The 23,162-nt window shown below is 68.7% G+C and carries 19 protein-coding genes; 11 read left to right on the top strand and 8 right to left on the bottom strand.

Translation table 11 applies throughout. The annotated features are described in order from the left end of the window. Nucleotides 1-24: 24 nt before the first annotated feature. The 3 genes from WS46_RS07790 to WS46_RS07780 all read left to right on the top strand — a co-directional run bounded on the left by WS46_RS07790 (nucleotide 25) and on the right by WS46_RS07780 (nucleotide 2,722). Nucleotides 25-909: a LysR substrate-binding domain-containing protein gene (locus WS46_RS07790; RefSeq protein ID WP_059525325.1), complete on the top strand. Its 885-nt coding sequence runs from the start codon at nucleotides 25-27 to the stop codon at nucleotides 907-909. Between the two features lie 164 nt (nucleotides 910-1,073). Continuing rightward, entirely contained in the window at nucleotides 1,074-2,006 is a 933-nt protein-coding gene (locus WS46_RS07785) for an AEC family transporter (protein WP_059690220.1), read from the top strand. Between the two features lie 341 nt (nucleotides 2,007-2,347). After that, nucleotides 2,348-2,722: a hypothetical protein gene (locus WS46_RS07780; protein ID WP_059468071.1), complete on the top strand. Its 375-nt coding sequence runs from the start codon at nucleotides 2,348-2,350 to the stop codon at nucleotides 2,720-2,722. A 132-nt stretch (nucleotides 2,723-2,854) separates the two neighbouring features. Here WS46_RS07780 and WS46_RS07775 read toward each other — a convergent pair whose 3' ends face one another. Further along, entirely contained in the window at nucleotides 2,855-4,372 is a 1,518-nt protein-coding gene (locus tag WS46_RS07775) for a CoA-acylating methylmalonate-semialdehyde dehydrogenase (protein WP_059690023.1), read from the bottom strand. A gap of 50 nt (nucleotides 4,373-4,422) precedes the next feature. After that, complete coding sequence (locus WS46_RS07770; RefSeq protein WP_059690022.1) at nucleotides 4,423-5,781, bottom strand: aspartate aminotransferase family protein; 1,359 nt, start codon at nucleotides 5,779-5,781, stop codon at nucleotides 4,423-4,425. A 105-nt stretch (nucleotides 5,782-5,886) separates the two neighbouring features. Between WS46_RS07770 and WS46_RS07765 the strand changes: the two genes are divergently transcribed. Continuing rightward, nucleotides 5,887-6,852 carry a LysR family transcriptional regulator gene (locus WS46_RS07765; protein ID WP_059690021.1) on the top strand — a complete coding sequence of 322 codons (966 nt, stop codon included), beginning with the start codon at nucleotides 5,887-5,889 and terminating at the stop codon, nucleotides 6,850-6,852. A gap of 99 nt (nucleotides 6,853-6,951) precedes the next feature. Beyond that, nucleotides 6,952-7,443 (top strand): 2,4'-dihydroxyacetophenone dioxygenase family protein, encoded by a 492-nt coding sequence (locus WS46_RS07760; protein WP_059690020.1) that lies wholly within the window; start codon nucleotides 6,952-6,954, stop codon nucleotides 7,441-7,443. 127 nt (nucleotides 7,444-7,570) lie between these two features. On the opposite strand, the gene WS46_RS07755 is transcribed toward WS46_RS07760, so the two are convergent. Further along, nucleotides 7,571-8,719 (bottom strand): epoxide hydrolase family protein, encoded by a 1,149-nt coding sequence (locus WS46_RS07755; protein ID WP_059690019.1) that lies wholly within the window; start codon nucleotides 8,717-8,719, stop codon nucleotides 7,571-7,573. Between the two features lie 74 nt (nucleotides 8,720-8,793). Continuing rightward, nucleotides 8,794-9,753 (bottom strand): GlxA family transcriptional regulator, encoded by a 960-nt coding sequence (locus tag WS46_RS07750; protein WP_059525317.1) that lies wholly within the window; start codon nucleotides 9,751-9,753, stop codon nucleotides 8,794-8,796. A gap of 139 nt (nucleotides 9,754-9,892) precedes the next feature. Between WS46_RS07750 and WS46_RS07745 the strand changes: the two genes are divergently transcribed. Next, entirely contained in the window at nucleotides 9,893-10,693 is an 801-nt protein-coding gene (locus WS46_RS07745) for an SDR family oxidoreductase (protein WP_059690018.1), read from the top strand. Between the two features lie 390 nt (nucleotides 10,694-11,083). Here the strand turns inward: WS46_RS07745 and WS46_RS07735 are convergent, their stop codons facing one another. Then, nucleotides 11,084-12,451 carry an MFS transporter gene (locus WS46_RS07735; RefSeq protein WP_059690016.1) on the bottom strand — a complete coding sequence of 456 codons (1,368 nt, stop codon included), beginning with the start codon at nucleotides 12,449-12,451 and terminating at the stop codon, nucleotides 11,084-11,086. 182 nt (nucleotides 12,452-12,633) lie between these two features. Continuing rightward, a complete protein-coding gene (locus WS46_RS07730) occupies nucleotides 12,634-13,593 on the bottom strand; it encodes an MBL fold metallo-hydrolase (protein ID WP_059525310.1) in 960 nt (319 codons plus the stop codon). A gap of 177 nt (nucleotides 13,594-13,770) precedes the next feature. Between WS46_RS07730 and WS46_RS07725 the strand changes: the two genes are divergently transcribed. Beyond that, the gene (locus tag WS46_RS07725) at nucleotides 13,771-15,423 is read left to right on the top strand and encodes an IclR family transcriptional regulator (RefSeq protein WP_059690015.1); all 1,653 of its coding nucleotides are present in this window, start codon (nucleotides 13,771-13,773) and stop codon (nucleotides 15,421-15,423) included. A 643-nt stretch (nucleotides 15,424-16,066) separates the two neighbouring features. Here the strand turns inward: WS46_RS07725 and WS46_RS07720 are convergent. Continuing rightward, nucleotides 16,067-16,549 (bottom strand): Lrp/AsnC family transcriptional regulator, encoded by a 483-nt coding sequence (locus WS46_RS07720; RefSeq protein WP_006755380.1) that lies wholly within the window; start codon nucleotides 16,547-16,549, stop codon nucleotides 16,067-16,069. A gap of 285 nt (nucleotides 16,550-16,834) precedes the next feature. Between WS46_RS07720 and WS46_RS07715 the strand changes: the two genes are divergently transcribed. From WS46_RS07715 to WS46_RS07700, 4 genes are all read left to right on the top strand, one after another. Next, complete coding sequence (locus WS46_RS07715) at nucleotides 16,835-17,476, top strand: LysE family translocator (protein ID WP_059690014.1); 642 nt, start codon at nucleotides 16,835-16,837, stop codon at nucleotides 17,474-17,476. A gap of 124 nt (nucleotides 17,477-17,600) precedes the next feature. Then, complete coding sequence (gene kch, locus WS46_RS07710; protein ID WP_059690013.1) at nucleotides 17,601-18,776, top strand: voltage-gated potassium channel protein; 1,176 nt, start codon at nucleotides 17,601-17,603, stop codon at nucleotides 18,774-18,776. 37 nt (nucleotides 18,777-18,813) lie between these two features. Next, on the top strand, nucleotides 18,814-19,245 hold the full coding sequence (locus WS46_RS07705; protein ID WP_059690012.1) for a YqaA family protein: 432 nt from the start codon (nucleotides 18,814-18,816) through the stop codon (nucleotides 19,243-19,245). A 139-nt stretch (nucleotides 19,246-19,384) separates the two neighbouring features. Beyond that, on the top strand, nucleotides 19,385-21,367 hold the full coding sequence (locus WS46_RS07700; protein ID WP_059690011.1) for a methyl-accepting chemotaxis protein: 1,983 nt from the start codon (nucleotides 19,385-19,387) through the stop codon (nucleotides 21,365-21,367). Between the two features lie 39 nt (nucleotides 21,368-21,406). Here WS46_RS07700 and WS46_RS07695 read toward each other — a convergent pair whose 3' ends face one another. After that, nucleotides 21,407-23,059 (bottom strand): acyl-CoA synthetase, encoded by a 1,653-nt coding sequence (locus WS46_RS07695; protein WP_059690010.1) that lies wholly within the window; start codon nucleotides 23,057-23,059, stop codon nucleotides 21,407-21,409. Nucleotides 23,060-23,162 lie beyond the last annotated feature (103 nt).

The following is a 23,162-nucleotide window of genomic DNA, read 5'->3' as shown; positions in this document are numbered from 1 at the left end:
CCGGCCGCCCACTTCACCGAGTCCATGTCACTACGCGCATTCCGAACGCTGGTCGCGATCGCCCGATACCGCACCTTCGCGCGCGCCGGCGAAGCGATCGGGCTCACGCAATCGGCCGTGAGCCTGCAGATCAAGACGCTCGAAAGCGAATACAACGTCCGGTTGTTCGACCGTTCGCGCCGCCAGCCGGTACTCACCGAAGCCGGCAACATCCTGGTCGCGCAGGCCGAGCAGGTGCTCGCGATGGTCGACCGGATTCCCGATGCGCTCAGCGACGAAAAAAAACTCGTCGGCCGCCTGCGGATCGGCGCGATCCAGACCGCGCTGTCCGGCCCGCTGCCCGACGCGCTGCTCGCGCTGCGCGCCGCGCACCCGTCGTTGCGCGTGCACGTATCGGCCGGCATGTCGGCCGAACTGGCGAACCGCGTTGCGGCCGGCGAACTCGACGCCGCGATCACGACGCGCCCCGTGCGCCCGCATCCGGCGGAGCTGACGTGGACCACGCTGTACGAAGACCGCTTCTGGCTGCTCGCGCCGCCGCAGTATGCGGAGCGCGACGCGGGCACGCTGCTCGAGGCGTTGCCGTTCATCCGCTTCGACGCGCAGGCGTGGGCCGGCCGGATGATCGCCGCCGAGTTGCGCCGCATCGGCGTGCGCGTACGCGAGGAGATGGTGCTCGACAGCGCGGAGACGATCGCGCGGATGGTCGCGCGCGGGCTTGGCGCGGCGATCGTCGCGCTCCCCGACTCGACGCTCGCGCGGCTGCCGCCCGTCACGCGCTTGCCGTTCGGCCAGCCGCAGATGGGCCGCGAGGTCGTGCTGCTCGAACATCAGTCACGGCCGGCCGAGCGTTTCGCGCGTGCGCTGGCCGCCGAAGTCACCGCGTCATCCATGAGAATTTCTCATTGAACGCCCGATAATTAACCATTATTCCTGCTGCATCCGCATGTTAACTTGGCGGCATCGTCACTCTTTCGATTGCGTGCCGCCATGTTGCCCGCCGGATGGATTCCCGCTTCGTTCCGCCGCTCCTCGCGCCTGCCGTCCGGCCCGTGTCGCCTGAAGGCGCGTCGATGATCGGCCCCATCCTGCTCGCGCTCGCGCCGGTCGCGCTGCTGGTCGCGCTCGGCCACGGCCTCCGGCGCACGGGCTTCATCGGCGATGCGTTCTGGCCGCACGCCGAGCGGCTCTGCTACTACGTGCTGCTGCCGGCGCTGTTCGCGAACGGCCTCGCGGACGCGCGGCTGCAGGCACTGCCCGTCTTGCCGCTCGCGGCGGCGCTGGTCGGTTCGACCGTGCTCGTCGCGGCGCTTCTGCTGCTGGTCCGCCGCTTCGTTTCGGTCGACGGCGCCGGGTTCACGTCGGTGTTCCAGGGCGCGGTGCGCTTCAACAACTATGTCGGCACCGCACTCGCCGCCGGACTTTTCGGCGCGCACGGAATCGCGCTCGCGGCCGTGTGCGTCGCGGCGATCGTGCCGACCGTGAACCTGATGTGCGTGCTGGTGTTCGCGCGCTACGGCGACACGCGGCTCGGCGCGTGGGCGCTCGTGCGCCAGATCCTGTCGAATCCGCTGGTCGTCGGGTGCGCGCTGGGGATCGCGATGCAGGTCGCCGGCATCGCGTTTCCGGCCGCCGTCGAACCGGCCGTGCGCGCGCTCGGCGCCGCCTCGATGCCGCTCGGCCTGCTGTGCGTGGGCGCGGCGCTGAAGTTCGACGCGGCGCGCGAATGGATGCAGCCGATGTGCGTCGCGTCGGCGTTCAAGTTCATGGCGATGCCGCTCGCCACGCTCGCGGCCGGCCGCCTGTTCGGGCTCGGCGATGCCGCGCTGACCATCGCGCTGCTGTTCCAGGCGCTGCCGACGTCGTCCTCGTCGTACATCATGGCCCGCCAGCTCGGCGGCGACGCGCCGCTGATGGCCGGCATCACCGCGTTCCAGACGATCGCCGCCGCGCTCGCGATGCCGGCCGTGCTGTCGGCGCTCGCGTCGGCGCCGGTATTTCGCTGACGGCACGGCATCGCGGCGTGTCGCTATCCGTCGTGAAAGCGCGCCGCGGGGGCCCGTTCGACCCGCGAAGGTTCGGGGACGGATGCCGAATCCCGCCGCACGCGCGCAACCGCCGCGTCGTTGCGCGAGACATACGCATCGCCGATGCGCCCCCCGTTCTTCTCGCAGCCCCGCCAAAAACCGCCTATGGTGAATGAAGCGGGTCCGTGCCTCCGCCATTCGACTTCACGTCGCTCGCACCGGCGGCCACGGCGCCGCGTTCCGGCACCATTCCCCGCAGTCGCGCGCACGCCCGGCCATGCGTGCGGCTGCGCCGCCCACCGGACCACAAGGAGGTAATCATGAAAGCCGTGCTGCTCGTCAGCTCCGCCGTGCTCGCCATGGCGTCCGTTTCGGCCTCGGCTCAAGGCTCGATCACCAAGGTCGAAAACGGCGCGCTCGTCGCGGCGAACGGCATGACCGTTTACGCATTCGACAAGGACAAGCCCAACGCCGGCACCAGCGCCTGCACGGGCCAATGCGAATCGATCTGGCCGCCTTACAAGGCCAGCGCGACCGACGTCCCGGTCGGCCCCTACACGATCGTCAAGCGCGACGACGGCAGCCCGCAATGGGCCTACAAGGGCAAGCCGCTGTATTTCTTCGCGAAGGACATGAAACAGGGCGACCGCAACGGCGACAACTTCAAGAACATGTGGCACGTGGTCGCGCCGTAAGCGTGCCTTCCCCGACTTGAGTGTCGGCACGGCCGCCGCACGTGTGAAAAGGCCCGCCCCGGTCGTCGACCGGGGCGGGCCCGTGCGTCTTTACGCCGGCCGCATGGCGTCACGTCGCGGCCGGATCGCGCGTCAGCGGTTCGACGGGAAGCTGAACACCGTCCCTTCGCGCACGCCGGCCGACGGCCAGCGCTGCGTGATCGTCTTGCGCTTCGTGTAGAAGCGCACCGCATCCGGGCCGTACGCGTGCAGGTCGCCGAACAGCGAGCGCTTCCAGCCGCCGAACGAGTGGTACGCGACGGGCACCGGCAGCGGCACGTTGATGCCGACCATGCCGATCTGGATGTTGTCGCTGAAGTAGCGCGCCGCTTCGCCGTCGCGCGTGAACAGGCACGTGCCGTTGCCGTATTCGTGCGCGTCGATCAGCGCCATCGCCTCGTCGAGCGACTTCAGGCGGATCACGCCGAGCACCGGCCCGAAGATCTCGTGCTGATAGACCGGCATGCCGGGCTTCACGTTGTCGAACAGGCACGGGCCGAGGTAGTAGCCGCCGTCGTGGCCGTCGACCTTCACGCCGCGGCCGTCGACGACGAGCGTCGCGCCCGCTTCCACGCCCGCGTCGACGAAGCCCGTCACCTTCTCGAAATGCTGCTTCGTGACGAGCGGCCCCATGTCGACGCCCGCACCGTTGCCTGGGCCGACCTTCATCTTCGCGATCTCGGCCTTCAGGCCGTCGATCACCTTATCGCCCGTTTCATCGCCGATCGCGACGACCAGCGGAATCGCCATGCAGCGCTCGCCGCACGAGCCGTACGCGGCGCCCATCAGCGCGTTCACCGCGTTGCCGATGTCGGCGTCGGGCATCACGACCGCGAAGTTCTTCGCGCCGCCGAGCGCCTGCACGCGCTTGCCGTGCGCGCAGCCGGTCGCGTAGATGTATTCGGCGATCGGCGTCGAGCCGACGAAGCTCACCGCCTTCACGCGCGGGTCGGTCAGGATCGTGTCGACCGCTTCCTTGTCGCCGTTCACGATGTTCAGCACGCCCGGCGGCAGGCCGGCCTCGAGCGCCAGCTCGGCCATGCGCAGCGTCGACGACGGCGTGCGCTCCGACGGCTTCAGCACGAACGTGTTGCCGCACGCGACGGCCATCGGCCACATCCACAGCGGCACCATCACCGGGAAGTTGAACGGCGTGATGCCGGCCGCGACGCCGAGCGCCTGGAATTCGCTCCACGAATCGATCGCGGGGCCGACGTTCTTGCTGTGCTCGCCCTTCAGCAACTCGGGCACGTAGGTCGCGTATTCGACGTTCTCGATGCCGCGCTGCAATTCGCCCATCGCGTCGGCGAGCACCTTGCCGTGCTCGGCGGTGATCAGCGCGCACAGCTCGTCCGCATGCTCCTCGAGCAGCGTCTTGAAGCGGCTCATCACGCGCGCGCGCTTCAGCGGCGGCGTGTTGCGCCACGCCGGGAACGCGGCCTGCGCGGACGCGATCGCCGCTTCGACGGTCAGCTTGTCGGCGAGCGCGACGCTCTTGTGCGATTCGCCGGTGGCCGGGTCGAACACCGGCTGGACGCGGCTGCCGCCGTCGACGCGCTTGCCGTCGATCAGATGGCCGACGGTGGAGGTCACATTGCTGTCGTGTTTCATGTTTCTGGCTCTGTCTCGTGAATTCGGTTGTCGCGCGGCACGGGCCGCGCTCAGTTCACTTCGTTCAGCGCGTCGGACAGCGCGTTCACGAGGTTGTCGATCTCGCGCTTCTCCGAGATGAACGGCGGCGCGAGCTGGATCGTGTCGCCGCCGTAGCGCACGTAGAAGCCCTTCGCCCAGCAGCGCATCGCGATCTCGTACGGGCGCCGTGCCGGCTCGCCCGGCAGCGCCGCAATCGTCAGGCCCGCCGCCAGCCCATAGTTGCGGATGTCCGTGATATGGCGCTGGCCCTTCAGCCCGTGCACGGCCGCCTCGAAATACGGCGCGAGATCGCGCACGCGGGCCACCGCGTCTTCCTTCACCAGCAGGTCGAGCGCCGCGACGCCGGCCGCGCACGCGACCGGATGCGCCGAATACGTATAGCCGTGCGGGAACTCGAGCATGTACTCGGGGCCGCCCGCGGCCATGAACGTGTCGTAGATTTCCTTCGTCGCGATCACGCCGCCGAGCGGCTGCACGCCGTTGGTCACCTGTTTCGCGAAGTTCATGATGTCCGGCACCACGCCGAACGCGTCGGCGCCCGTCATCGCGCCGGCACGGCCGAAGCCCGTGATGACTTCGTCGAAGATCAGCAGGATGTCGTGCGCGGTGCAGATGTCGCGCAGGCGCTTCAGATAGCCCTTCGGCGGCACGACCACGCCCGCCGAACCCGAGAACGGCTCGACGATCACGGCCGCGATGTTCGATGCGTCGTGCAGCGCGATCAGGTCGAGCAGGCGGTCGGCCAGATCGGCGCCGTGCTCGGGCATGCCGCGCGAGAACCGGTTTTCGGCGAGCTGCGTGTGCGGCAGGAAGTCGGCGTCGATCCCCTGGCCGAACAGCTTGCGGTTCGGCCCGATCCCGCCGACCGAGATGCCGCCGAAGTTCACGCCGTGATAGCCCTTTTCGCGGCCGATCAGGCGCGTCTTCGTGCCCTTGCCCTTGGCGCGCCAGTACGCGCGGGCCATTTTCAGCGACGTGTCGGCCGCTTCCGAGCCCGAGCCCGTGAAGAATACGTAGTCGAGGCCGGCCGGCGTCAGGTCCTTGATCTTGTTCGCGAGCTCGAACGACTTCGGATGACCGAACTGGAACGCCGGCGCGTAGTCGAGCTGCGCGACCTGGCGGCTCACGGCTTCCGTGATTTCCGTGCGGCCGTGACCGAGGCCCGTGCACCACAGGCCCGACAGGCCGTCGAAGATCTTGCGGCCTTCGCCATCCGTGAAATACGCGTCCTTGGCCGATACGATCATGCGCGGATCGGACTTGAACTGGCGGTTCGCCGTGAACGGCATCCAGTGGGCGTCGAGCCAGGCGGCGTCGGTGCGGAGGTTCGTCTCGTCCTGCTGGCTGGCGGTGATCGTGTCGGTCATGTCGGTCGGCGCGGCGCGCCCCTCCTTCTTGTGATGATGTTGCGCATTGTCGGGAGGCCAATTAGTCTCTTCAATATCGCAATATCAATGTTCACTTGCGCAACTATGCAAGCAAAGAAACCGAAGAGCCGCGCGCTGCTCGGGCAGCTCAGCGACATGGATCTGCGGCTGCTGCGGGTCTTCAAGGGCGTCGTGCAGTGCGGCGGGATGGCGGCGGCCGAACTCGAGCTGAATATCGGCATCTCGACGATCAGTCGGCACGTGAAGGATCTGGAAACGCGCCTCGGCCTCGTGCTGTGCCGACGCGGCCGCGCGGGCTTCACGCTGACCGCCGAGGGGCAGACCGTGTACGAGGAAACCTTGCGACTGCTTGCGTCAATGGAGGCATTTCGCAGCAGGATCGACGGCATTCACGACAAGATGGGCGGAGAACTGCACGTCGCCGTATTCGACAAGACCGCCACCAACCCGAACGCACGGCTCGGCGACGCGATCCGCCAGTTCACGGACGAAGCGCCCGACGTCGCGCTGAACCTGCATGTCGCGTCGATCAACGAGGTCGAGCGCGGGATCATCGACGGCAGCTATCAGGTCGGGATCATCCCCGCGCACCGCAGTTCGGGCAGCCTCGTGTATTCGGAACTGTTCGACGAACGGATGCTGCTGTACTGCGGCCGCCAGCATCCGCTCTTTGACGCGCCGCACGGCAAGCTCACGTGGACGACGATCCGCAACCACGCGTTCGCCGGCCTCGGCTTCCATTCGCCGAACATGGAGCTGAGCCATCGCGCGAAGCTCACGCGCAGCGCGACGGCATCGGACCAGGAATCGATCGCGACGCTGATCCTGTCCGGCCGCTATCTCGGCTTCCTGCCCGACCATTACGCGGAGAGCTTCGAAAACAAGGGGCTGATGCAACCGATCGCGCCGCACCGCTTCAACTATCGGTGCCGGTTCGTGAGCCTGCTGCGGCGCTCGCCGCGACCGACGCGCGCGGCGCTGCTGTTCCAGTCGTGCCTCGACGCGGCGCATGCGGTGGCGCGGCCGGGCGGCGACGGCAGCGACGCGTAGCCGCGTTCAGGTTTCGCTGGCGGCGCCGTCCGACGAGAGGCTGCGGCCCGATCCGGCTCTGCGATAATGCGCACTTCCCGTTTCCGCTCGCCTCCCGCCATGACGCAGCCGTCCGCCCCGCTCCCGACCAACCTGCCGCCGATTTCGTGCCTGCCCGGCGACGCGCTGCCATGGCTGCCGATGAGCGCCGACCTGCCGGGGCTCGCGATCAAGTATCTGCATATCAATGCGGCGGAAGACACGCTGACCGCGCTGCTGAAGATGCCGGCCGGCGGCACGCTGCCGCGCCATCGCCACGACGGCGAGGTCTTCGTCCATACGCTGCAGGGTGCGTGGCGCTACCGCGAATACGAGTGGATCGCGCAGGCCGGCTCGACGGTGCTCGAACCGGCCGGGTCGGTGCATACGCCGGAAACGCTCGGCGCGCCCGGCGACGACGTGATCACGCTCAACGTAATGCGCGGCGATCTGGTGCTGCTCGACGACGACGGCCGCGAGACCGCGCGCGAGAATTGCCGCGTCGCGCTGCTGCGCCAGCGCAAGCATGCACGCACCGCGCCGCACGATGCGGCGCCGTTTGTCACGCGGTAATCACACGGTAATCGCGCGGCAAGACGGGCGACATCGTCGCGTCACGATCCGCACGGCGCATGCACTCGCCGACACGCGCATGAATGACCGCCGGCGCACTTGGTCACCCAAGCCGCACCCGGCGGCATTAGCGAAAGCGTCGGAAAAATCGGCGAATATCGTCGGCCAGCAGTTCCGGCTCCTCCATCGCGGCGAAATGGCCGCCGCTCGGCATGTCGGTCCACTGCACGACGTCGAACACCCGTTCGACCCAACTGCGCGGCGGACGGCTGATTTCCTTCGGAAACCGCGCAAACGCGACGGGCGCCGCCACGCGCTGCCCGGCCGCGAAGCGCATCGGCTGCAGCCGGTTTTCCCAATACATCTGCATCGACGAACCGATGCAGCCGGTAAACCAGTAGAGCGAGATACCGGTCAGCAGCGTGTCGTGCGAAAACCGCTTCGCGACGTCGCCATCGCAATCGCTCCACGTGCGGAATTTCTCGGCGATCCATGCGGCCAGCCCGGCCGGCGAATCGTTGAGCGCGACGGCCAGCGTCTGCGGCTTCGTCATGTGCACGTGCGCGTATCCGCCCTCCAGCGCGACCCACTCTCCGCGCTGCGTCACGAAGGCGCGTTCGTCTTCGGTCAGCGGGGAAGCCGCGTCGGTCGGTGGCTCGTAGTTGCCGGGCAGATAGTTCAGATGGATGCCGCGCACCACGTCGGCATGTCGCGCGCCGAGCGCAATCGACACGCCCGCGCCGAGATCGCCGCCTTGCGCGCCGAAGCGACGATATCCGAGCCCGGACATCAACGTCGCCCAGCGGTCGGCGACCTGAAATGCCGACATGCCGGGTGCCGCGGGCGCGGGCGAGAACGCGAAGCCGGGAAGCGACGGCGCGACCACGTCGAACGCGTCGTGCGGATCGCCGCCGAACGCGGCCGGATCGCACAGGCGATCGATCAGCGCGTCGAATTCGAGTACGGAGCCCGGCCAGCCGTGCGTGATGACGAGCGGATACGGCTTCGGCCCCGCCCCACGCCGATGGATGAAATGCACACGCTGCCCGCCTGCGTCCGCGACGAACTGCGGCTGCCGGTTCAGCGCACGCTCCGCCGCCCGCCAGTCGAAGCCCTCGCGCCAGTACGCAACCAGTTCGTGCAGCCACGCGCCATCCACACCCTGCTGCCACGGCGCGGCCGGTGTCAGCACCGGTGCGCGCGTGTCGCGCAGGCGCCGATGCAGGTCATCGAGCGCGTGATCGGGAATCGCAATGCTGAACGGGGCGGCGTGCATGATGTCTCCTCGCGAGGAATGCCGGAGATTCTGCGCGATTTTTCCGACCCGCGCTGGCGGCGCGCCCGCGCGCGTCAGCCCGATTCGCGCGTGTCCGCCCGCGCGTCGCGCCGCACGGCCTGCGGCGGCACGCCGAAGCCGCGCACGAACGCATCGCGCAGGTGGCGCCGGTCGCGGAAACCGTTCTCCTTCGCGATCACATCGAGCGAATGCCGGCTCTGCTCGATCATCAGCCGCGCGGCCTCGAGCCGCAGCCGCTCGATCGCCTTCGCCGGCGACTGCCCGGTTTCGAGCGTAAACACGCGGCTGAACTGGCGCGGACTCAGGTGGACGGCCTCGGCCAGTTCCTCGACGGTCAGCGCGCGGCCGAGATTCCGCCGCGCATAGTTGAGCGCGTTCTGGATCCGGTCCGATTTCGGCGCGAGGTCCAGCATTTCCGAATGCTGCGACTGCCCGCCCGCACGGCGCTGGTGCATCACGAGCTTGTGCGCGACCGAGCGCGCGGTGTCCGCGCCGAGATCCTTCTCCACCATCGCGAGCGCCAGGTCGAGGCCGGCCGTCATCCCGGCGGACGTCCAGATCGGGCCGTCGACGATGTAGATCCGGTCCTCCTCGACACGAATGTCCGGAAACTGCTGCTGCATGCCGCGTCCGTACGCCCAGTGCGTCGTCGCGCGGCGCTGCGCGAGCAGCCCGGCCTCGGCGAGCACGAACGCGCCCGTGCAGATGCCGGCGATCCGCCGCGCGCGCGCGTTCGCGCGCCGCAGGAACGCGACGACGCCGGCCGGCGCCGGCGACGCGAGCGGATCGTTGACGCCCGCGACGATCCACGTATCGACGTCGATCCGCCCGCGCAGCGCGCGCGTCGCGACCGGCAATCCGAGCGAAGAACGCACGTCGCCGCCGTCGACCGAATAGTTGTCCATCACGTAGAACGGCTCGCCCGCGACCATGTTCGCGTACTCGAACACCGATTGCGCGGCGAGCGCCATGATCTGGAAGCCGTCGCTGATCAGAAAACCGATGCGGTGCATGCGTATCTCCAGTAGCGGGGCATGATCGTCACGACCAACCCGATGTCCGAAATCATACCCATCTACGTCATTTGTGTCGCCGCGATTCGAGGCCAGAATGCCTTCACGCACTCACCTTTCCTCGACATGGAGCGACATCATGACTGAAGCACATCGCGGTACCGCCGTCATTACCGGCGCATCGTCCGGCATCGGCGCGATCTATGCGGACCGCCTCGCGCGCCGCGGCTACGACCTGATCCTGGTCGCGCGCAACCGCGACCGGCTGGCCACGCTCGCCGAGCGCATCACGAACGACACGCAGCGCAGCGTCGAAATCGTCGGCGCGGACCTCAACGACCGCGCGGCGCTCGCCGCCGTCGAGGCGAAGCTGAAGCAGGACGCGAGCATCACGCTGCTCGTCAACAACGCGGGCGTCGGCACGCACGCGCCGCTGCTCGACAGCGACGTCGACGCGATGACGCGGATGATCGACCTGAACGTGACCGCGCTCACGCGCCTGACCTATGCCGCCGTGCCCGGCTTCGTCGCACGCGGCCGCGGCGCCGTGATCAACATCTCGTCGATCGTCGCGCTGTCGCCGGAAACGCTCAACGGCGTCTACGGCGGCAGCAAGGCATTCGTGCTCGCGTTCAGCCAGTCGCTGCACCACGAACTCGCGGAACAAGGCGTGCAGGTGCAGGCCGTGCTGCCCGGCGCGACGGCGACCGACTTCTGGCAAACCGGCGGCCTGCCGCTCGAACACCTGCCGAAGGAGATCGTGATGTCGGCGTCCGACCTCGTCGATGCGGCGCTGGTCGGCTTCGATCGCGGCGAACTCGTGACGATTCCGTCGCTGCACGCGGCCGGCGAATGGGATGCGTACGAGGCCGCGCGCCGCACGATGGCGCCGCACCTGTCGACGGATTCGCCGGCGCCGCGCTATGCGGTTGCGCGCTAGTCGCGCAGTACCCGCGTCGCGCCCGTGCTGTCCGGGCGCGACGCTTCCGAATCGAAGCGCGTCGACGGCGCTTGCGTCACCGCAGCCGTCGACGCCGCGACGCATTCCGGACCCTCGGCACGGCCGGCGCGTTCGTCGTTTTCGCCGAAGCCGGCACGCAGCGCGTGGCAGCGTCCGACGGAACGCTGCCCGCCACGCTGCCTGCCGTGCACTTTCCGCCGCGTATCGGGCGCGCCTCGGCGCCCGACCGCCGATTCATCACACCCGAGGCGAGTGGGCGCCCGCTCGACGCGCCGCACGTCGTCGCGGCCTGCGAACTGATTGCGGCCGACGGCAGCGACGCTCGCGGTCCGGGCGCCGCCGCGATCACGATCAGCGCCCGGCCGTGGTTCAGGCCCGCCGCGCGGGTTCGCCCTTCACGCCGAGCATCAGCGCGGCGCCGCTCAGCGCGAGCAGCACGGCCAGCAGATACACGGCGAGATCCATGCTGCCGGTGCGCGTGCGGATCAGCCCGATCACCCACGGGCTGACGATGCCGCTCGTGATCCCGATGCTGCTGATCAGCGCGATCCCGGCCGCGGCCGCGTTGCCCGACAGATAGCGGGTCGGCACGGCCCAGAAGATCGGCAGCGCGGCGAAGATCAGCGTCGCCGCGATCGACAGGCACGCGAGCATCGCCGCGAAGCTGTGCAGGTGCAGCGTCAGCGCCGCGAGTGCGAGCCCGCCGCCGATCGTGCAGCACGCGAAGTGCTTGCGGCGCTCGCCGGTGCGATCCGAGCGGCGCGCGATCAGGATCAGCCCCACCGCGCCGACCGCGTTCGGCACGACCGTGTAGAGGCTCACGGCCACGACGTCGGTCACGCCGAAATCGCGGATCATCAACGGCATCCAGAAATTGAGCGTCAGCGACGCGCAGGTCAGCGAGAAGTAAATGAACGCGAACAGATAGACGCGCGGGTTCGCGAGCGCGGCCATCAGGCTGCGTGTGTCGTGCGCGCCATGCGCACGGCCGTCGCCGCACAGCGCGGCGACGCGCGCCTTTTCGTCGGACGTGAGCCACGCGGCGTCCTGCGGCCGGTCGACCAGATACGCGAACGCGAAGCACGCGAGCACGATCGCCGGCGCACCTTCGATCGCGAACATCCATTGCCAGCCGTGCAGCCCGAGCACGCCGCTCATGTCGCGCATGATCCAGCCCGACATCAGGCCGCCGAGCACGCCGGCCACCGCGACGCCCGCGAAGAACACCGAGATCGCGGCCGCGCGGCGGTTCGCCGGAAACCAGTAGGTCAGGTACAGCACGATGCCGGGAAAGAAGCCGGCCTCGAACACGCCGAGCAGGAAGCGCAGCACGTAGAAATGCGACGGCTGCGACACGAACATCATCCCGGTCGACGCGATGCCCCACAGCAGCATGATCCGCGTGAACGTGCGGCGCGCGCCGAAGCGCGCAAGCAGCAGGTTGCTCGGCACCTCGCAGAACACGTAGCCGACGTAGAACACCGCGGCGCCGAGGCCGTACATCGCATCGCTGAAGCCGAGGTCGTGCTTCATCTGCAACTGCGCGAAGCCGATGTTGATGCGGTCGAGAAACGACACGACGTAGCAGAGGAACAGGAACGGCACGATCCGCCATGCGATCTTGCGGAACAGCAGCGCGTCGCCGGCGTCCGACGCCGGTGTGGATTCATATGCGGAAGCCGACGCCGCAACACTCGCGTGCGCGATCGTCGCTTCGGCGGGAAGCGATTGGGGCATGTCTCTCTCCAAACGGGCCGCGCGATTCGAGCGCGCAGCAGTCTCCGAGGGCGTACGTGCGCCCTGCTTTCTTGTGAGACCGGAAGCCGGCGCCCCGAACCGCGGCCCAATGCCGCCGTCGTTCAGGCGCCGTCAGAAAAACGGCGGGACGCCCGCCTGGACGCCGCGCCGCGGTGAGCCGCTCAGTCCTGCAGCGCGTCCCACATTTCCTTGTCGCGCTGCGCGGTCCAGATGCGCGGATGCGTGATGCCGCTCGCCTCGTCGAACGCGCGCGACACGTCGAACGGCAGACAGTGCTCGTAGATGAACACGTGGCCGAACTTCGGATCCATCGCTTCGCGCGTGAGCGCCATCGACGCCTTCAGGTCGAGCTTGCGCTCGACAGCCTTGCGGCCCTGCGCGAGCAGCGTCGTCACGAAATCCTTCGTGTAGTCGAGACCCTTGTCGACCTCGGCCGGATTCAGCAACGCGGGGCCGCGGCCCGGCACGAGCTTCTCCGCGCCGAGCGCACGCAGCGCCTCGAGCGTGGCCGGCCATTGTTCGAGCTGCGCGTCGCCGCAATAGCAGGCCGCGTCGTATTCGACCAGGTCGCCGGAGAACAGCACCTTCTGCGACGGCAGCCAGACGATCGTGTCGCCCTTCGTGTGGCCCGAGCCGACGTGCATGATCTTCACTTCGAGCTTGCCGAGAAACAGCGTGATCTCGCGCTCGAACACGAGCGTCGGCCAGGTCAGCCCCGGCACCGTCTCGACGCCCGCGAACAGGCGCGGAAAGCGCTCGATCTCCGACTTCATGTCGGCCTCGCCGCGCTCGACGATCATCTCGTACGTGCCGCGGCTCGCGATCACGTGCTGCGCGCCTTCGGCGAAATACGCGGACGCGCCGAGCACGCGCACCGCGTGGTAATGCGACAGCACGACGTGCTTGATCGGCTTGTCGGTCACGCTGCGGATCTTCGCGATTAGGTCCTGCGCCATCGCGGGCGTCGCGGTCGTGTCGACGATCAGCACGCTGTCGTCGCCGATGATCACGCCCGAGTTCGGGTCGCCCTCGGCGGTGTACGCGTACGCGTTCTCGGACAGCTGCGTCCAGGTGACTTTCTTCTCTTCCAGATCGGCTTGGGAGGCGAATGCTTTGGCCATGTTGCGTTCCGTGGCTGCGAGCCATGTGTTGAGGGGAGTAAGCGGATCATCTGCCTGCATCGATTATTTGTCAATGACAAATGCACTTGCTATTGTCTAATACGGGTAAACCTGCGGGCTGGCGCGTCAAATGGCGTCGGATACCATGCGGGGTTTCGTCAACGGAAGAATCATCGCGTGCAGAACCACGAAGTCAGCGCGGACGACGCGCCGCCCAAGGCGCAGCGCGGAATCCAGAGCGTCGAGGTCGGCGGCCGGCTGCTCGACGCGCTCGCGCGCCGGCGCAAGCCGCTCGGGCTGTCGGAGCTGGCGGCCGCGGCCGAGCTGTCGACCGCGCAGGCGCACACCTATCTCGTCAGCCTGACGCGGCTCGCGCTCGTGAAACGCGACGCGCTCACGGGCAACTACGAGCCGGGGCCGCTGTCGCTGCGGCTCGGGCTGATGTCGATCGAACGCCAGCCGGCCTATCGCGCGGCGCTGCCGCACGCGGCGCGGCTCGCGGAAGCGGTCGGCCTGAGCGTGGCGCTGTCGGTGCCGGGCGTGCTCGGGCCCACGATCGTGCGCATCGAGCACGGCGGCTATCCGCTGCACGTGAACCTGCACGTCGGATCGGTGATGTCGCTCGACACGACGGCGACCGGCCGCGTGTTCCGCGCATTCGGCGACCCCGCGCAGCTCGACGCGATGGCGGCCAGCCAGGCCGGCGCCGGCGACACGCTCGCCGGCGCGGAAGGCGTGCAGCCCACGTCCGACGCCGGCGCGTGGCAGGCCGAACTCGACGCGATCCGCGCGCGCGGGATCGAGCGCGGCGTGGACCGGCCGAGTCCCGGCGTCAGCGCGATGTGCGTGCCGGTGCTGGACGCGGACGGACACCTGCAACTCGCGTTGACGGTGATCGGCTCGACCGGATCGATCGATGTCGGCTGGGACGGTCCGATCGCCGCGGCGCTGCGCGATGCGGCGCGGCAAGCCACCGCGTCGCTCGGCGCGGGACGCGATGCCCCGCCGGTCGCGCCGGGCATGCCCCCGGCCACGCAGCGCATGCCGCCCGCGCTTGCCGACGATACGAAAGCGCAGCGCGGCATCAACGCGCTCGACAGCACGGGCGAGCTGCTGCTGGCGCTCGTGTCGGCGGGCCGTGCGCTGCCGCTGCGCGATCTCGCGACGGCGGCCGGCATGCCGGCCGCGAAGGCGTTTCCGCATCTGGTGAGCCTGCAGAAGATCGGCCTGCTGAGCCGCGACGACGCCGGCTGCTTCGGCGGCGGGCCGCTCGCCCAGGCGCTCGGCCTGATCGCGATGCAGCGCGTGTCGCCGACGCGCGATGCGGAAACCGAGATCGTCGCGCTGGCGGCCGCGACCGACATGAGCGTGGCGGCCGCGACGCTCGGCCCGCTCGGGCCGACCGTGATCCGCCTCGAGGAATCCGCGCGGCCGCAGCACGTGAGCCTGCAGGTCGGCACCGTGATGTCGCTCGTGAATACCGCGATTGGGCGGATCTTCGCGGCGGGCATGTCCGACGACGTGCTGGCCGGCCTGCTGGCCGACGAGCCGGTGCGCCTCGCCGGCCGCGCGACGCAGGTCGACGACGCGTTCCGCGCGCGGCTCGCGACGATCCGCGCGGACGCGCTCGATTTCGCGTTCGATGCGCCGGTGCCGGGCATCGGGACGATCGCCGCGCCCGTGTTCGATCACACCGGCAGCATCCGGCTCGTGATCGCGATCATCGGCTCGTCGCGCGGCTTCCCGCGCGGGCCGGACAGCGAACTCGCGCATGCGCTGCGCGCCGCGACGCGCCGCCTGTCGTGGCGCTTCGGATGGATCGGCGAGTAGGCATCGCCCGCTGCCGCACCCTTTCTCCGCGCCTGACTTCCCCTTCCGCCCGTCAATGCAAGGCCGTGCTCGCCACGGCCTCGTCACGCCTGTCCGCCACGCGGAAGCCGGTGCAATTCATGTTGCGCAGCAGCAACAGAAATTGTCAGTAATTCTCATATAACGAAATCGCATTTCACAGCGCGGTGACGTTCCTCTATGATTAGGGTTATCCCTAACTCGCCACCTACATGGGGCTTCGTCATGCAAACGTCTAATGTCTCCGATCGTTCCACCCAATCCGCTGGCTGGCTCGCACGTGTTGGCGAGCTGCTTGCAGAAGCATGGGCACTGCACCTCGAGAACTGCGAAGTCATCGCTGAAGCGCACGCACGCCTGCCGCGCTGAGCGCAGCGTCACATCATCCGTCTGACCCGCCTGCCGGGACGCGCGCCGTAAGGCCGCCGCGTCCGGCATCGGCGTGGCGGATGAACGCCGCAAAAGCCGGCGGAAGATTCATCCGTTTTCCCGCCCCGCAGGCATTTCCCGCCTGTTTCCGGCTCCGGGCCGCGCCCGTTCGACGCGACAGCCCGATTGCCGCTCCTTTCCGGCACACCCGCGAATCTCGTCGTCACGACGATCCGCGTGCCGTCTCCCCCTGTCGTCACACCTGAATCGACGGCACGTCTTTCATGCACCGCAGCGCGAACATCGAGCGGCTGTGGCGGATGCTCGAAATCCTGTACAGCTTCTCGCGCAAGAAGCGCTCGTAGCCGGCCGTGCCGTCCACCGCGACCTTGATCCAGTAGTCGTATTCGCCCGACACGAGGTAGGCCTCGAGCACTTCGGGCAGCGCCGCGAGTTCGGCGCCGAAACGCGCGAGCGCGTCGTCCTCGTGGCGATCGAGCGTGACTTCGAGGATCACGATGTCCGCGTAGCCGAGCATGCGCTGGTTGACCAGGGCGACGTAGCCGTCGATGTAACCGTCGAGCTCGAGCTGCCGCGTGCGGTTCCAGCATGCGGTGGTCGACATGCCGATCTGTTCGGCCAGTTCGGCATTCGACAGACGCGCATTTTTTTGCAGTGCACCGAGGATCTTGCGGTCCTGGTTGTCGAGGGTTTTGGGCGTGCGTTCGCGGGTAGCCATGATGGAAAGAATCTTCTACTGAAAATCGGCATTCTATCTGAACAGGATTCCGGTTTCGGGTGCGTTTTGCTGGAAAACAGGAAGCCTTTTAACCGGCCCGCTTGATACATTTTCTCCATGCCTGTTGTCCGGCACGCTCCCCGCGACAACCCCTTCGCGCCGGGACGCCCGGCCGCAATCACGAGTTGCGGCGCCGGACACGCAGGCATGCAGTGTCCCGCCTCCCGCGCGCCTATCCGGCTGCACGGGCCGGCGCCTGATCCATCGTTTTCCGCATATCCCGTCATGTCGTTCAGGCTTTATCTGTCGTTCCTCGCTGCGTCCGCCGTCCTCATCTACGCCCCCGGCCCCGTCAACCTCCTCACGATGAACCAGGCATTGCGCACCGGCTGGCGCCGCGCGCTGCCGTGCGTATGGGGCGGCACGCTCGCCGTGCTGCTGCAGCTCGCGCTGACTGCGCTGTGCCTGAATTCGCTGGTCCGTCTCGACGAGCACGCGCTGAACGTGCTGCGCTGGGCCGGTGCCGCCTACCTCGTGTGGCTCGGCTGCAAGCAATGGCTCGGCCGCGCGCCGATCGCCGCGCCCACCGCGTCGGCCCAGCCCGGCGGCACCACACCCGACGACAGCGAACGCGCGCTGTTCTGGCGCGGCGTCGCCACCTCCGGCCTGAATCCGAAGACGCTGCTGTTCTTTCCGTCGTTCTTTCCGCAGTTCATCGTTCCGAGCGCGGACTGGAGCCTGAACGCGCAGTTCCTGCTGCTCGCGACGTCCTTCGCGCTGCTGTTCGCCGGCGGCGTCGCGTCGATGGCGCTCTTCTCGCACCGGCTGAGCCGTGCGCTGCAGCGTCCGGCGCGGATGCGCGCGATGAATCGCGTGACGGGCGGGCTGCTGGTCGGCATGGGCGCGATCATGGCCGGCTGGAACTGAGACCGGGCGGCCTCACGCGCGGGTGCCGGGTCAGCCCCGTGCCCCGCGAAAAAGCAGCCGATCGCCGAATGCTTTAGGGTAGCGGCTGGTTCGTTGGACATGCCCGGCTCGCCCGGGCGATTGCATGAAGCACGTCACTACCCGCCTGCGGCGCCTGTTCGCGCCGATCGGCCTGCACTGGTATCTCGCTCTCCTCCTCGCGCTCGATGCACTGATGGTGCTGCGCCCCGTCGTCGCCCATGCGAAGCTCGGCGCGCATCATGCGTGGCTTACCGATGCGCTGAACCTCGTCGACAATGCCGGCCTCGTCGTGCTGCCGCAGGTCGTCGTCGCGGCCGGCCTCGCGACGATGGCCATCGGCATCGTGCTGCGTGCCCGCGTCGCGTGGGTGCTGTCGATCCTGCTGCTGGTCGCGGCCGCCGCGATCAGCATCCTCGGCGGCTACCGCAGCAACGCGGTATTCGTGTACACGGCCGTCCTCGCCGTCACGCTGATCTACTACTGGCGCCATTTCGACCGCGCGAGCGTCGCCGCGAGCAGCCTGTTCGCGCTGCTCAGCATCGTGTCGCTGCTGATCTACGCGACTTTCGGCGTGCTGTATCTCGGCGACGAATTCACGCCGCCGGTCCACGACCTCGCCACGGCCGTCTACTTCTCAATCGTGTCGATGTCGACGGTCGGCTACGGCGACATCGTGCCGCACGCACCCACCGCGCGCCTGTTCACCGCGTCGGTGATCGTGCTCGGCATCACGGTGTTCGCGACGTCGATCAGCGCGGTCATCGGGCCGGTGATCGGCGGCAGCCTGAAACGGATCGTCAAGGGAGGCATTTCGAACGTGATCCGCAAGCATCATTTCCTGATCGTCGGCGCGACGCCCGTCGCGCATGCAGTGCACGACGGGCTGCGCAAGCGCGGCTACGCCGTGACCGTCATCGTGCCGGCCGGCGTCGAGCACAACTATGCGGGCGCGACCGACCTGATCGTCGGCGACGCCACCGACCACGCGGTGCTGGAAAGCGCCGGCGCGGCCACGGCCCGCGCGGTGCTCGCGCTGCGCTCCGACGATGCCGAGAATGCGTTCATCATCCTCGCGATCCGCGAGATCGCGTCGACGGTGCGTACCGTCGCGCTCGTGAACCAGCAACGCAACCTCGAGCGGCTGCGCCTGCTGAAGCCGGACATGGTGTTCTCGCCGCAGCAGCTCGCGGGCGAACTGCTCGCCAGCACGCTCAACGACGAACCGGTCGACAAGTCGGTGATCTCGCACCTGCTGTTCGGCACCGACGCCGCCGCGTGAGCGGTGCCGGCCGGCGTGCGGCCGGTACAATCGCGCGATGTCCGAATTGCTCACTTACGGCGGCCTGTTCGCCGTGTCGATGGTCGCCGCGACCCTGCTGCCGCTCCAGTCCGAAGCCGTGCTCGCCGGCCTGCTGCTCGCCGGGCGCGAGCCCGTGTGGGCGCTGGTGCTGGTCGCGAGCGTCGGCAACGTCGCGGGCTCGGCGGTCAACTGGGTGCTCGGCCGCGGCATCGAGCACTTCCGCGACCGCCGCTGGTTCCCGGTCAAGCCGGCCGCGCTCGCGCGCGCCGAGCGCTGGTATGCGCGCTACGGCCGCTGGTCGCTGCTGCTGAGCTGGGCGCCGGTGGTCGGCGATCCGCTGACGATGATCGCCGGCGTGCTGCGCGAGCCGCTGCCGACCTTCCTCGCGATCGTCACGATCGCGAAGGTCGGGCGGTATCTGGCCGTCGCATGGCTCGTGATGCACTGACGCCGCCCGCCCGCGTGGGGCCAACCTGCTCGCCCCTTGCGGCTTCGCACCGCTAAAGAATTCGCCGAACCTGCCGTATTCCTTACGGTATGCGGTGGCGCGTGCGTTCCGCCTCTCTCCCTCTCCACTCAGGATTCGTATGAGATTGACCCAACTGGGCCGGGCGAGCGTCGGCGCGCGCCTGGCCGCGCTGGCATGCGTGCTGGTCGCGCTGCTGTTTACCGCCTTCGCATGGGCGCTCGCCCATTTCGCCGGCCAGCAACTCGCCGACGAGGCCCATGCGCGCATCGCGGACAAGGAGCAGTCGATCCGCGCGATGGTCGAGATGTTCGACAAGGCGCTGTCCGCCGAAGCCACGCGCTCGATGGCGCTGTTCGCCAGTTTCCTGCCGGCCGATTTCGCGCTCGACCCGGCCCGCACCGTCGACATCGGCGGCGTCGCCGCACCGACATTGTCCGCGGGCGGCCAGCCGCTCGACCTCGATTACGCGATTCCCGACCAGTTCCTGAAGAAAAGCGGCGCGATCGCGACGATCTTCGCGCGCGACGGCGACGATTTCGTCCGCATCACGACGTCGCTGAAGAAGCAGGACGGCACGCGCGCGGTCGGCACGCGCCTCGATCGCGCGGGCCCCGCCTACGCGCCGCTCGTCGCCGGACGCAGCTATACGGGCCTCGCGAAACTGTTCGGCCGGCCGTACATCACGCAGTACAGGCCGGTCACCGACGCGACGGGCCGCGTGATCGGCGCGCTGTTCGTCGGCCTCGACGTCGGTGCCGAGCTGCAAGTCGTGCAGGACGGCATCCGGGCGCTGAAGATCGGTGAAAACGGCTATTACTTCGTGCTCGACGCGTCGCCGGGTGCATCGCGCGGCACCTTCGTCGTCCATCCCGACGCGGCCGGCCAGCGCGCGGACGACGCGCGCGCGCCGTACACGCAGATGCTCGCCGCCGGCCATGGCCGGCTCGCTTACACGTCAGCCGATCCGGCCGCGCACGACACCGGGCCCACCGCCAAATTCGTATCGTTCACGACGATTCCGCAGTGGCAATGGCTGGTCGGCGGCATCGCGCTCGACGACGAACTGCTCGCGAGCATGCGCACCGTCCGCAACCGTTTCCTGATGATCGGGGCCGTGCTCGTCGCGGCGTTCGCGGCGTTGTTCCTCGTCGTCGTGCGGCGCGTGGTGAGCCGGCCGCTCGATGCGGCGGCGCGTGCGTCGGAACGCTTCGCGGCCGGCGACCTCAGCATCCGCATCCGCGACGGCGCCGCCGCGCGCGGCGCGGCGGGCAACGACGAGATCGGCCGGCTCGTGCAGGCGGTCGACGGAATCGGCGACGGCCTCGCGCGGATCGTCGCGCAGGTGCGCAGCGGCTCGTCCGACATCGCGCGCGGCACGGTCGGCATCGCGGCCGGCAGCGGCGACATCGCCGCGCGGATCGCGACGCAGGCGAGCAGCGTCGAACAGACGGCAGCCAGCATGGAGCAGATCACGGCCGCCGTGCAGCAGAACGCCGAACATGCGGCACAGGCAAACGCGCTGGTCGCCGACGCATCGGCCGCCGCGACCGACGGCGACACGGCGGTGCAACGCGTGGTCGCGACGATGGACGACATCGGCCGTGCGACGCGCCGGATCGCCGAAATCACCGGCACGATCGAAGGCATCGCGTTCCAGACCAATATCCTGGCGCTGAACGCTGCCGTCGAGGCCGCGCGCGCGGGCGAGCACGGCAGGGGCTTCGCGGTGGTCGCGGCCGAAGTGCGCGCGCTCGCGCAGCGCAGCGCGGCCGCGGTCAAGGAAATCGACGCGCTGAGCGCCGAATCGTCGACGACCGTCGAACAGGGCTATCGGATCGCGGACGCCGCGCGCGGCACGATGCGCGACATCGTCCAGCGCGTCGATCAGGTCAGCACGCTGATCGGCGAGATCAGCGCCGCGTCGCGCGAGCAATCGACCGGCATCGAGCAGGTGAACCAGGCCATCACGCAGATCGGCGAGGCGACGCAGCAGAACGCGACGCTGATCTCGGATGCCGAACGCGCGGCCGTCGCGTTGCGCGACCAGGCCGCGCAATTGTCGGAAGCCGTCAGCGTGTTCCGGCTGGCCCGCGACGCGTGACGCACGACGAACGACCGGGCAACCGCCCGGTCGCGTCGATCACTTCTTGTCCCCCGCCAGGTCGATCGCCTTGTCCGACCCGACCGCGTTGCGCAGCTGGAATTTCTGGATCTTGCCGGTCGACGTCTTCGGCAGCTCGCCGAAGCGCACGACCTTCGGCACCTTGAAACCCGCGAGCAACTGCCGGCAGTGCGCGATGATCTCCTCCTCGGTCGCGCTCATGCCGTTGCGCAGCTCGACGAACGCGCACGGCACCTCGCCCCATTTCGGGTCGGGCATCGCGACCACCGCGGCGACCTCGACGGCCGGATGCCGGTACAGCGCATCCTCGACCTCGATGCTCGAGATGTTCTCGCCGCCGGAAATGATGATGTCCTTGCGGCGATCCTTGATGCGGATATAGCCGTCCGGCGTCAGCACGCCGAGATCGCCCGTATGGAACCAGCCGCCGTGGAATGCCTCGTCCGTCGCGTGCGGGTTCTTCAGGTAGCCCTTCATGCAGATGTTGCCGCGGAACATGATCTCGCCGAGCGTCTCGCCGTCGGCCGGCACCGGCGCCATCGTGTCCGGGTCGAGCACCGTCGCACCCGCTTCCAGGTGATAGCGCACGCCCTGCCGCGCATTGAGCCGCGCGCGCTCGTCGTCGGGCAGTTCGTCCCAGTGCGCCTGCTTCGCGCATACGGTCGCCGGGCCGTAGACCTCGGTCAGTCCGTACACGTGCAGCAGGTCGAAGCCGATCTCCTTCATCTTCGCGATCACGGCCGGCGCGGGCGCGGCACCGGCGACCATCGCGTGCACCGTGTGATCGATGCCCGCGCGGAACTCGGCCGGCGCATTCGCGATCGCGCTCTGCACGATCGGCGCGCCGCAGTAATGCGTGATGCGTTCGCGGCGGATCAGGTCGAACACCGTCTTCGCGTCGAACTTGCGCAGGCAGACGTTCACGCCCGCGCGCGCCGCGATGGCCCACGGGAAGCACCAGCCGTTGCAGTGGAACATCGGCAGCGTCCACAGATACACGGCGTGCTTCGGCATGTCCCATTCGAGGATGTTGCTGATCGCCGCGAGATACGCGCCGCGATGGTGATAGACGACGCCCTTCGGGTCGCCGGTCGTGCCGGACGTGTAGTTCAGCGCGATCGCCTCCCACTCGTCGGCGGGCAGTGTCCACGCGTAGTCCGGGTCGCCGCCCGCGACGAACGCCTCGTAGTCGGTCGCGCCCGCGAAGCGCGCGGGGTCGGCCGGCATCGCGTCGGCGACGCTGACGATCTTCAGGCCCGGCACTTCGAGCGCCGCGCGATGCGCGAGCTCCGCGTATTCGGTATCGACGATCAGCACCTTCGCTTCGCCGTGACGCAGCATGAACAGCACCGACGAAATGTCGAGCCGCGTATTGATCGTGTTGAGCACGGCGCCGGCCATGGGCACGCCGAAGTGCGCCTCGACCATCGCGGGGATGTTCGGCAGCAGCGCCGCGACCGTCTCGCCGCGCGCGACGCCGGCCCGCGCGAGCGCGCTCGCGAGCTGCTTCGCGCGCTTGTAGGTCTCGCCCCAGGTGCGCCGCACGTCGCCGTGCACGATCGCGAGGCGCTCGCCGTAGACTTCGGCCGCGCGGACCAGAAAGTCGATCGGCGTGAGCGGCACGTAGTTGGCATCGCGGCGGCCGAGTCCGGCCTCGAACATCTGCGTCATGATCCTGTCTCCCGTTTTCTGCCGGCCGGCGTGCAGGCACCCCGATCGGTTTTGATGTGGTTCAATTGCCGATAGCCTAACGGGCGCTATTGTGAGCCGTCTG

Origin of the sequence: Burkholderia sp. RF4-BP95 (assembly GCF_001521985.1) — a bacterium.
GTDB lineage: Bacteria > Pseudomonadota > Gammaproteobacteria > Burkholderiales > Burkholderiaceae > Burkholderia > Burkholderia diffusa.
The sequence above is the reverse complement of the archived record's forward strand: the minus strand, read 5'-3'. Positions and strand labels throughout refer to the sequence as shown.

Bases quoted from the DNA above. Each gene is read 5' to 3' on its own strand.
- WS46_RS07765 (WP_059690021.1), top strand. From the start codon at position 5,887: ATGCAAGCAAAGAAACCGAAGAGCCGCGCGCTGCTCGGGCAGCTCAGC.
- WS46_RS07770 (WP_059690022.1), bottom strand. From the start codon at position 5,781: ATGACCGACACGATCACCGCCAGCCAGCAGGACGAGACGAACCTCCGC.
- WS46_RS07730 (WP_059525310.1), bottom strand. From the start codon at position 13,593: ATGGCCAAAGCATTCGCCTCCCAAGCCGATCTGGAAGAGAAGAAAGTC.
- WS46_RS07750 (WP_059525317.1), bottom strand. From the start codon at position 9,753: ATGCACCGCATCGGTTTTCTGATCAGCGACGGCTTCCAGATCATGGCG.
- WS46_RS07775 (WP_059690023.1), bottom strand. From the start codon at position 4,372: ATGAAACACGACAGCAATGTGACCTCCACCGTCGGCCATCTGATCGAC.
- WS46_RS07745 (WP_059690018.1), top strand. From the start codon at position 9,893: ATGACTGAAGCACATCGCGGTACCGCCGTCATTACCGGCGCATCGTCC.
- WS46_RS07735 (WP_059690016.1), bottom strand. From the start codon at position 12,451: ATGCCCCAATCGCTTCCCGCCGAAGCGACGATCGCGCACGCGAGTGTT.
- WS46_RS07700 (WP_059690011.1), top strand. From the start codon at position 19,385: ATGAGATTGACCCAACTGGGCCGGGCGAGCGTCGGCGCGCGCCTGGCC.
- WS46_RS07720 (WP_006755380.1), bottom strand. From the start codon at position 16,549: ATGGCTACCCGCGAACGCACGCCCAAAACCCTCGACAACCAGGACCGC.
- WS46_RS07790 (WP_059525325.1), top strand. From the start codon at position 25: ATGTCACTACGCGCATTCCGAACGCTGGTCGCGATCGCCCGATACCGC.
- WS46_RS07705 (WP_059690012.1), top strand. From the start codon at position 18,814: ATGTCCGAATTGCTCACTTACGGCGGCCTGTTCGCCGTGTCGATGGTC.
- WS46_RS07715 (WP_059690014.1), top strand. From the start codon at position 16,835: ATGTCGTTCAGGCTTTATCTGTCGTTCCTCGCTGCGTCCGCCGTCCTC.
- WS46_RS07760 (WP_059690020.1), top strand. From the start codon at position 6,952: ATGACGCAGCCGTCCGCCCCGCTCCCGACCAACCTGCCGCCGATTTCG.
- WS46_RS07695 (WP_059690010.1), bottom strand. From the start codon at position 23,059: ATGACGCAGATGTTCGAGGCCGGACTCGGCCGCCGCGATGCCAACTAC.
- kch (WP_059690013.1), top strand. From the start codon at position 17,601: ATGAAGCACGTCACTACCCGCCTGCGGCGCCTGTTCGCGCCGATCGGC.
- WS46_RS07785 (WP_059690220.1), top strand. From the start codon at position 1,074: ATGATCGGCCCCATCCTGCTCGCGCTCGCGCCGGTCGCGCTGCTGGTC.
- WS46_RS07780 (WP_059468071.1), top strand. From the start codon at position 2,348: ATGAAAGCCGTGCTGCTCGTCAGCTCCGCCGTGCTCGCCATGGCGTCC.
- WS46_RS07755 (WP_059690019.1), bottom strand. From the start codon at position 8,719: ATGCACGCCGCCCCGTTCAGCATTGCGATTCCCGATCACGCGCTCGAT.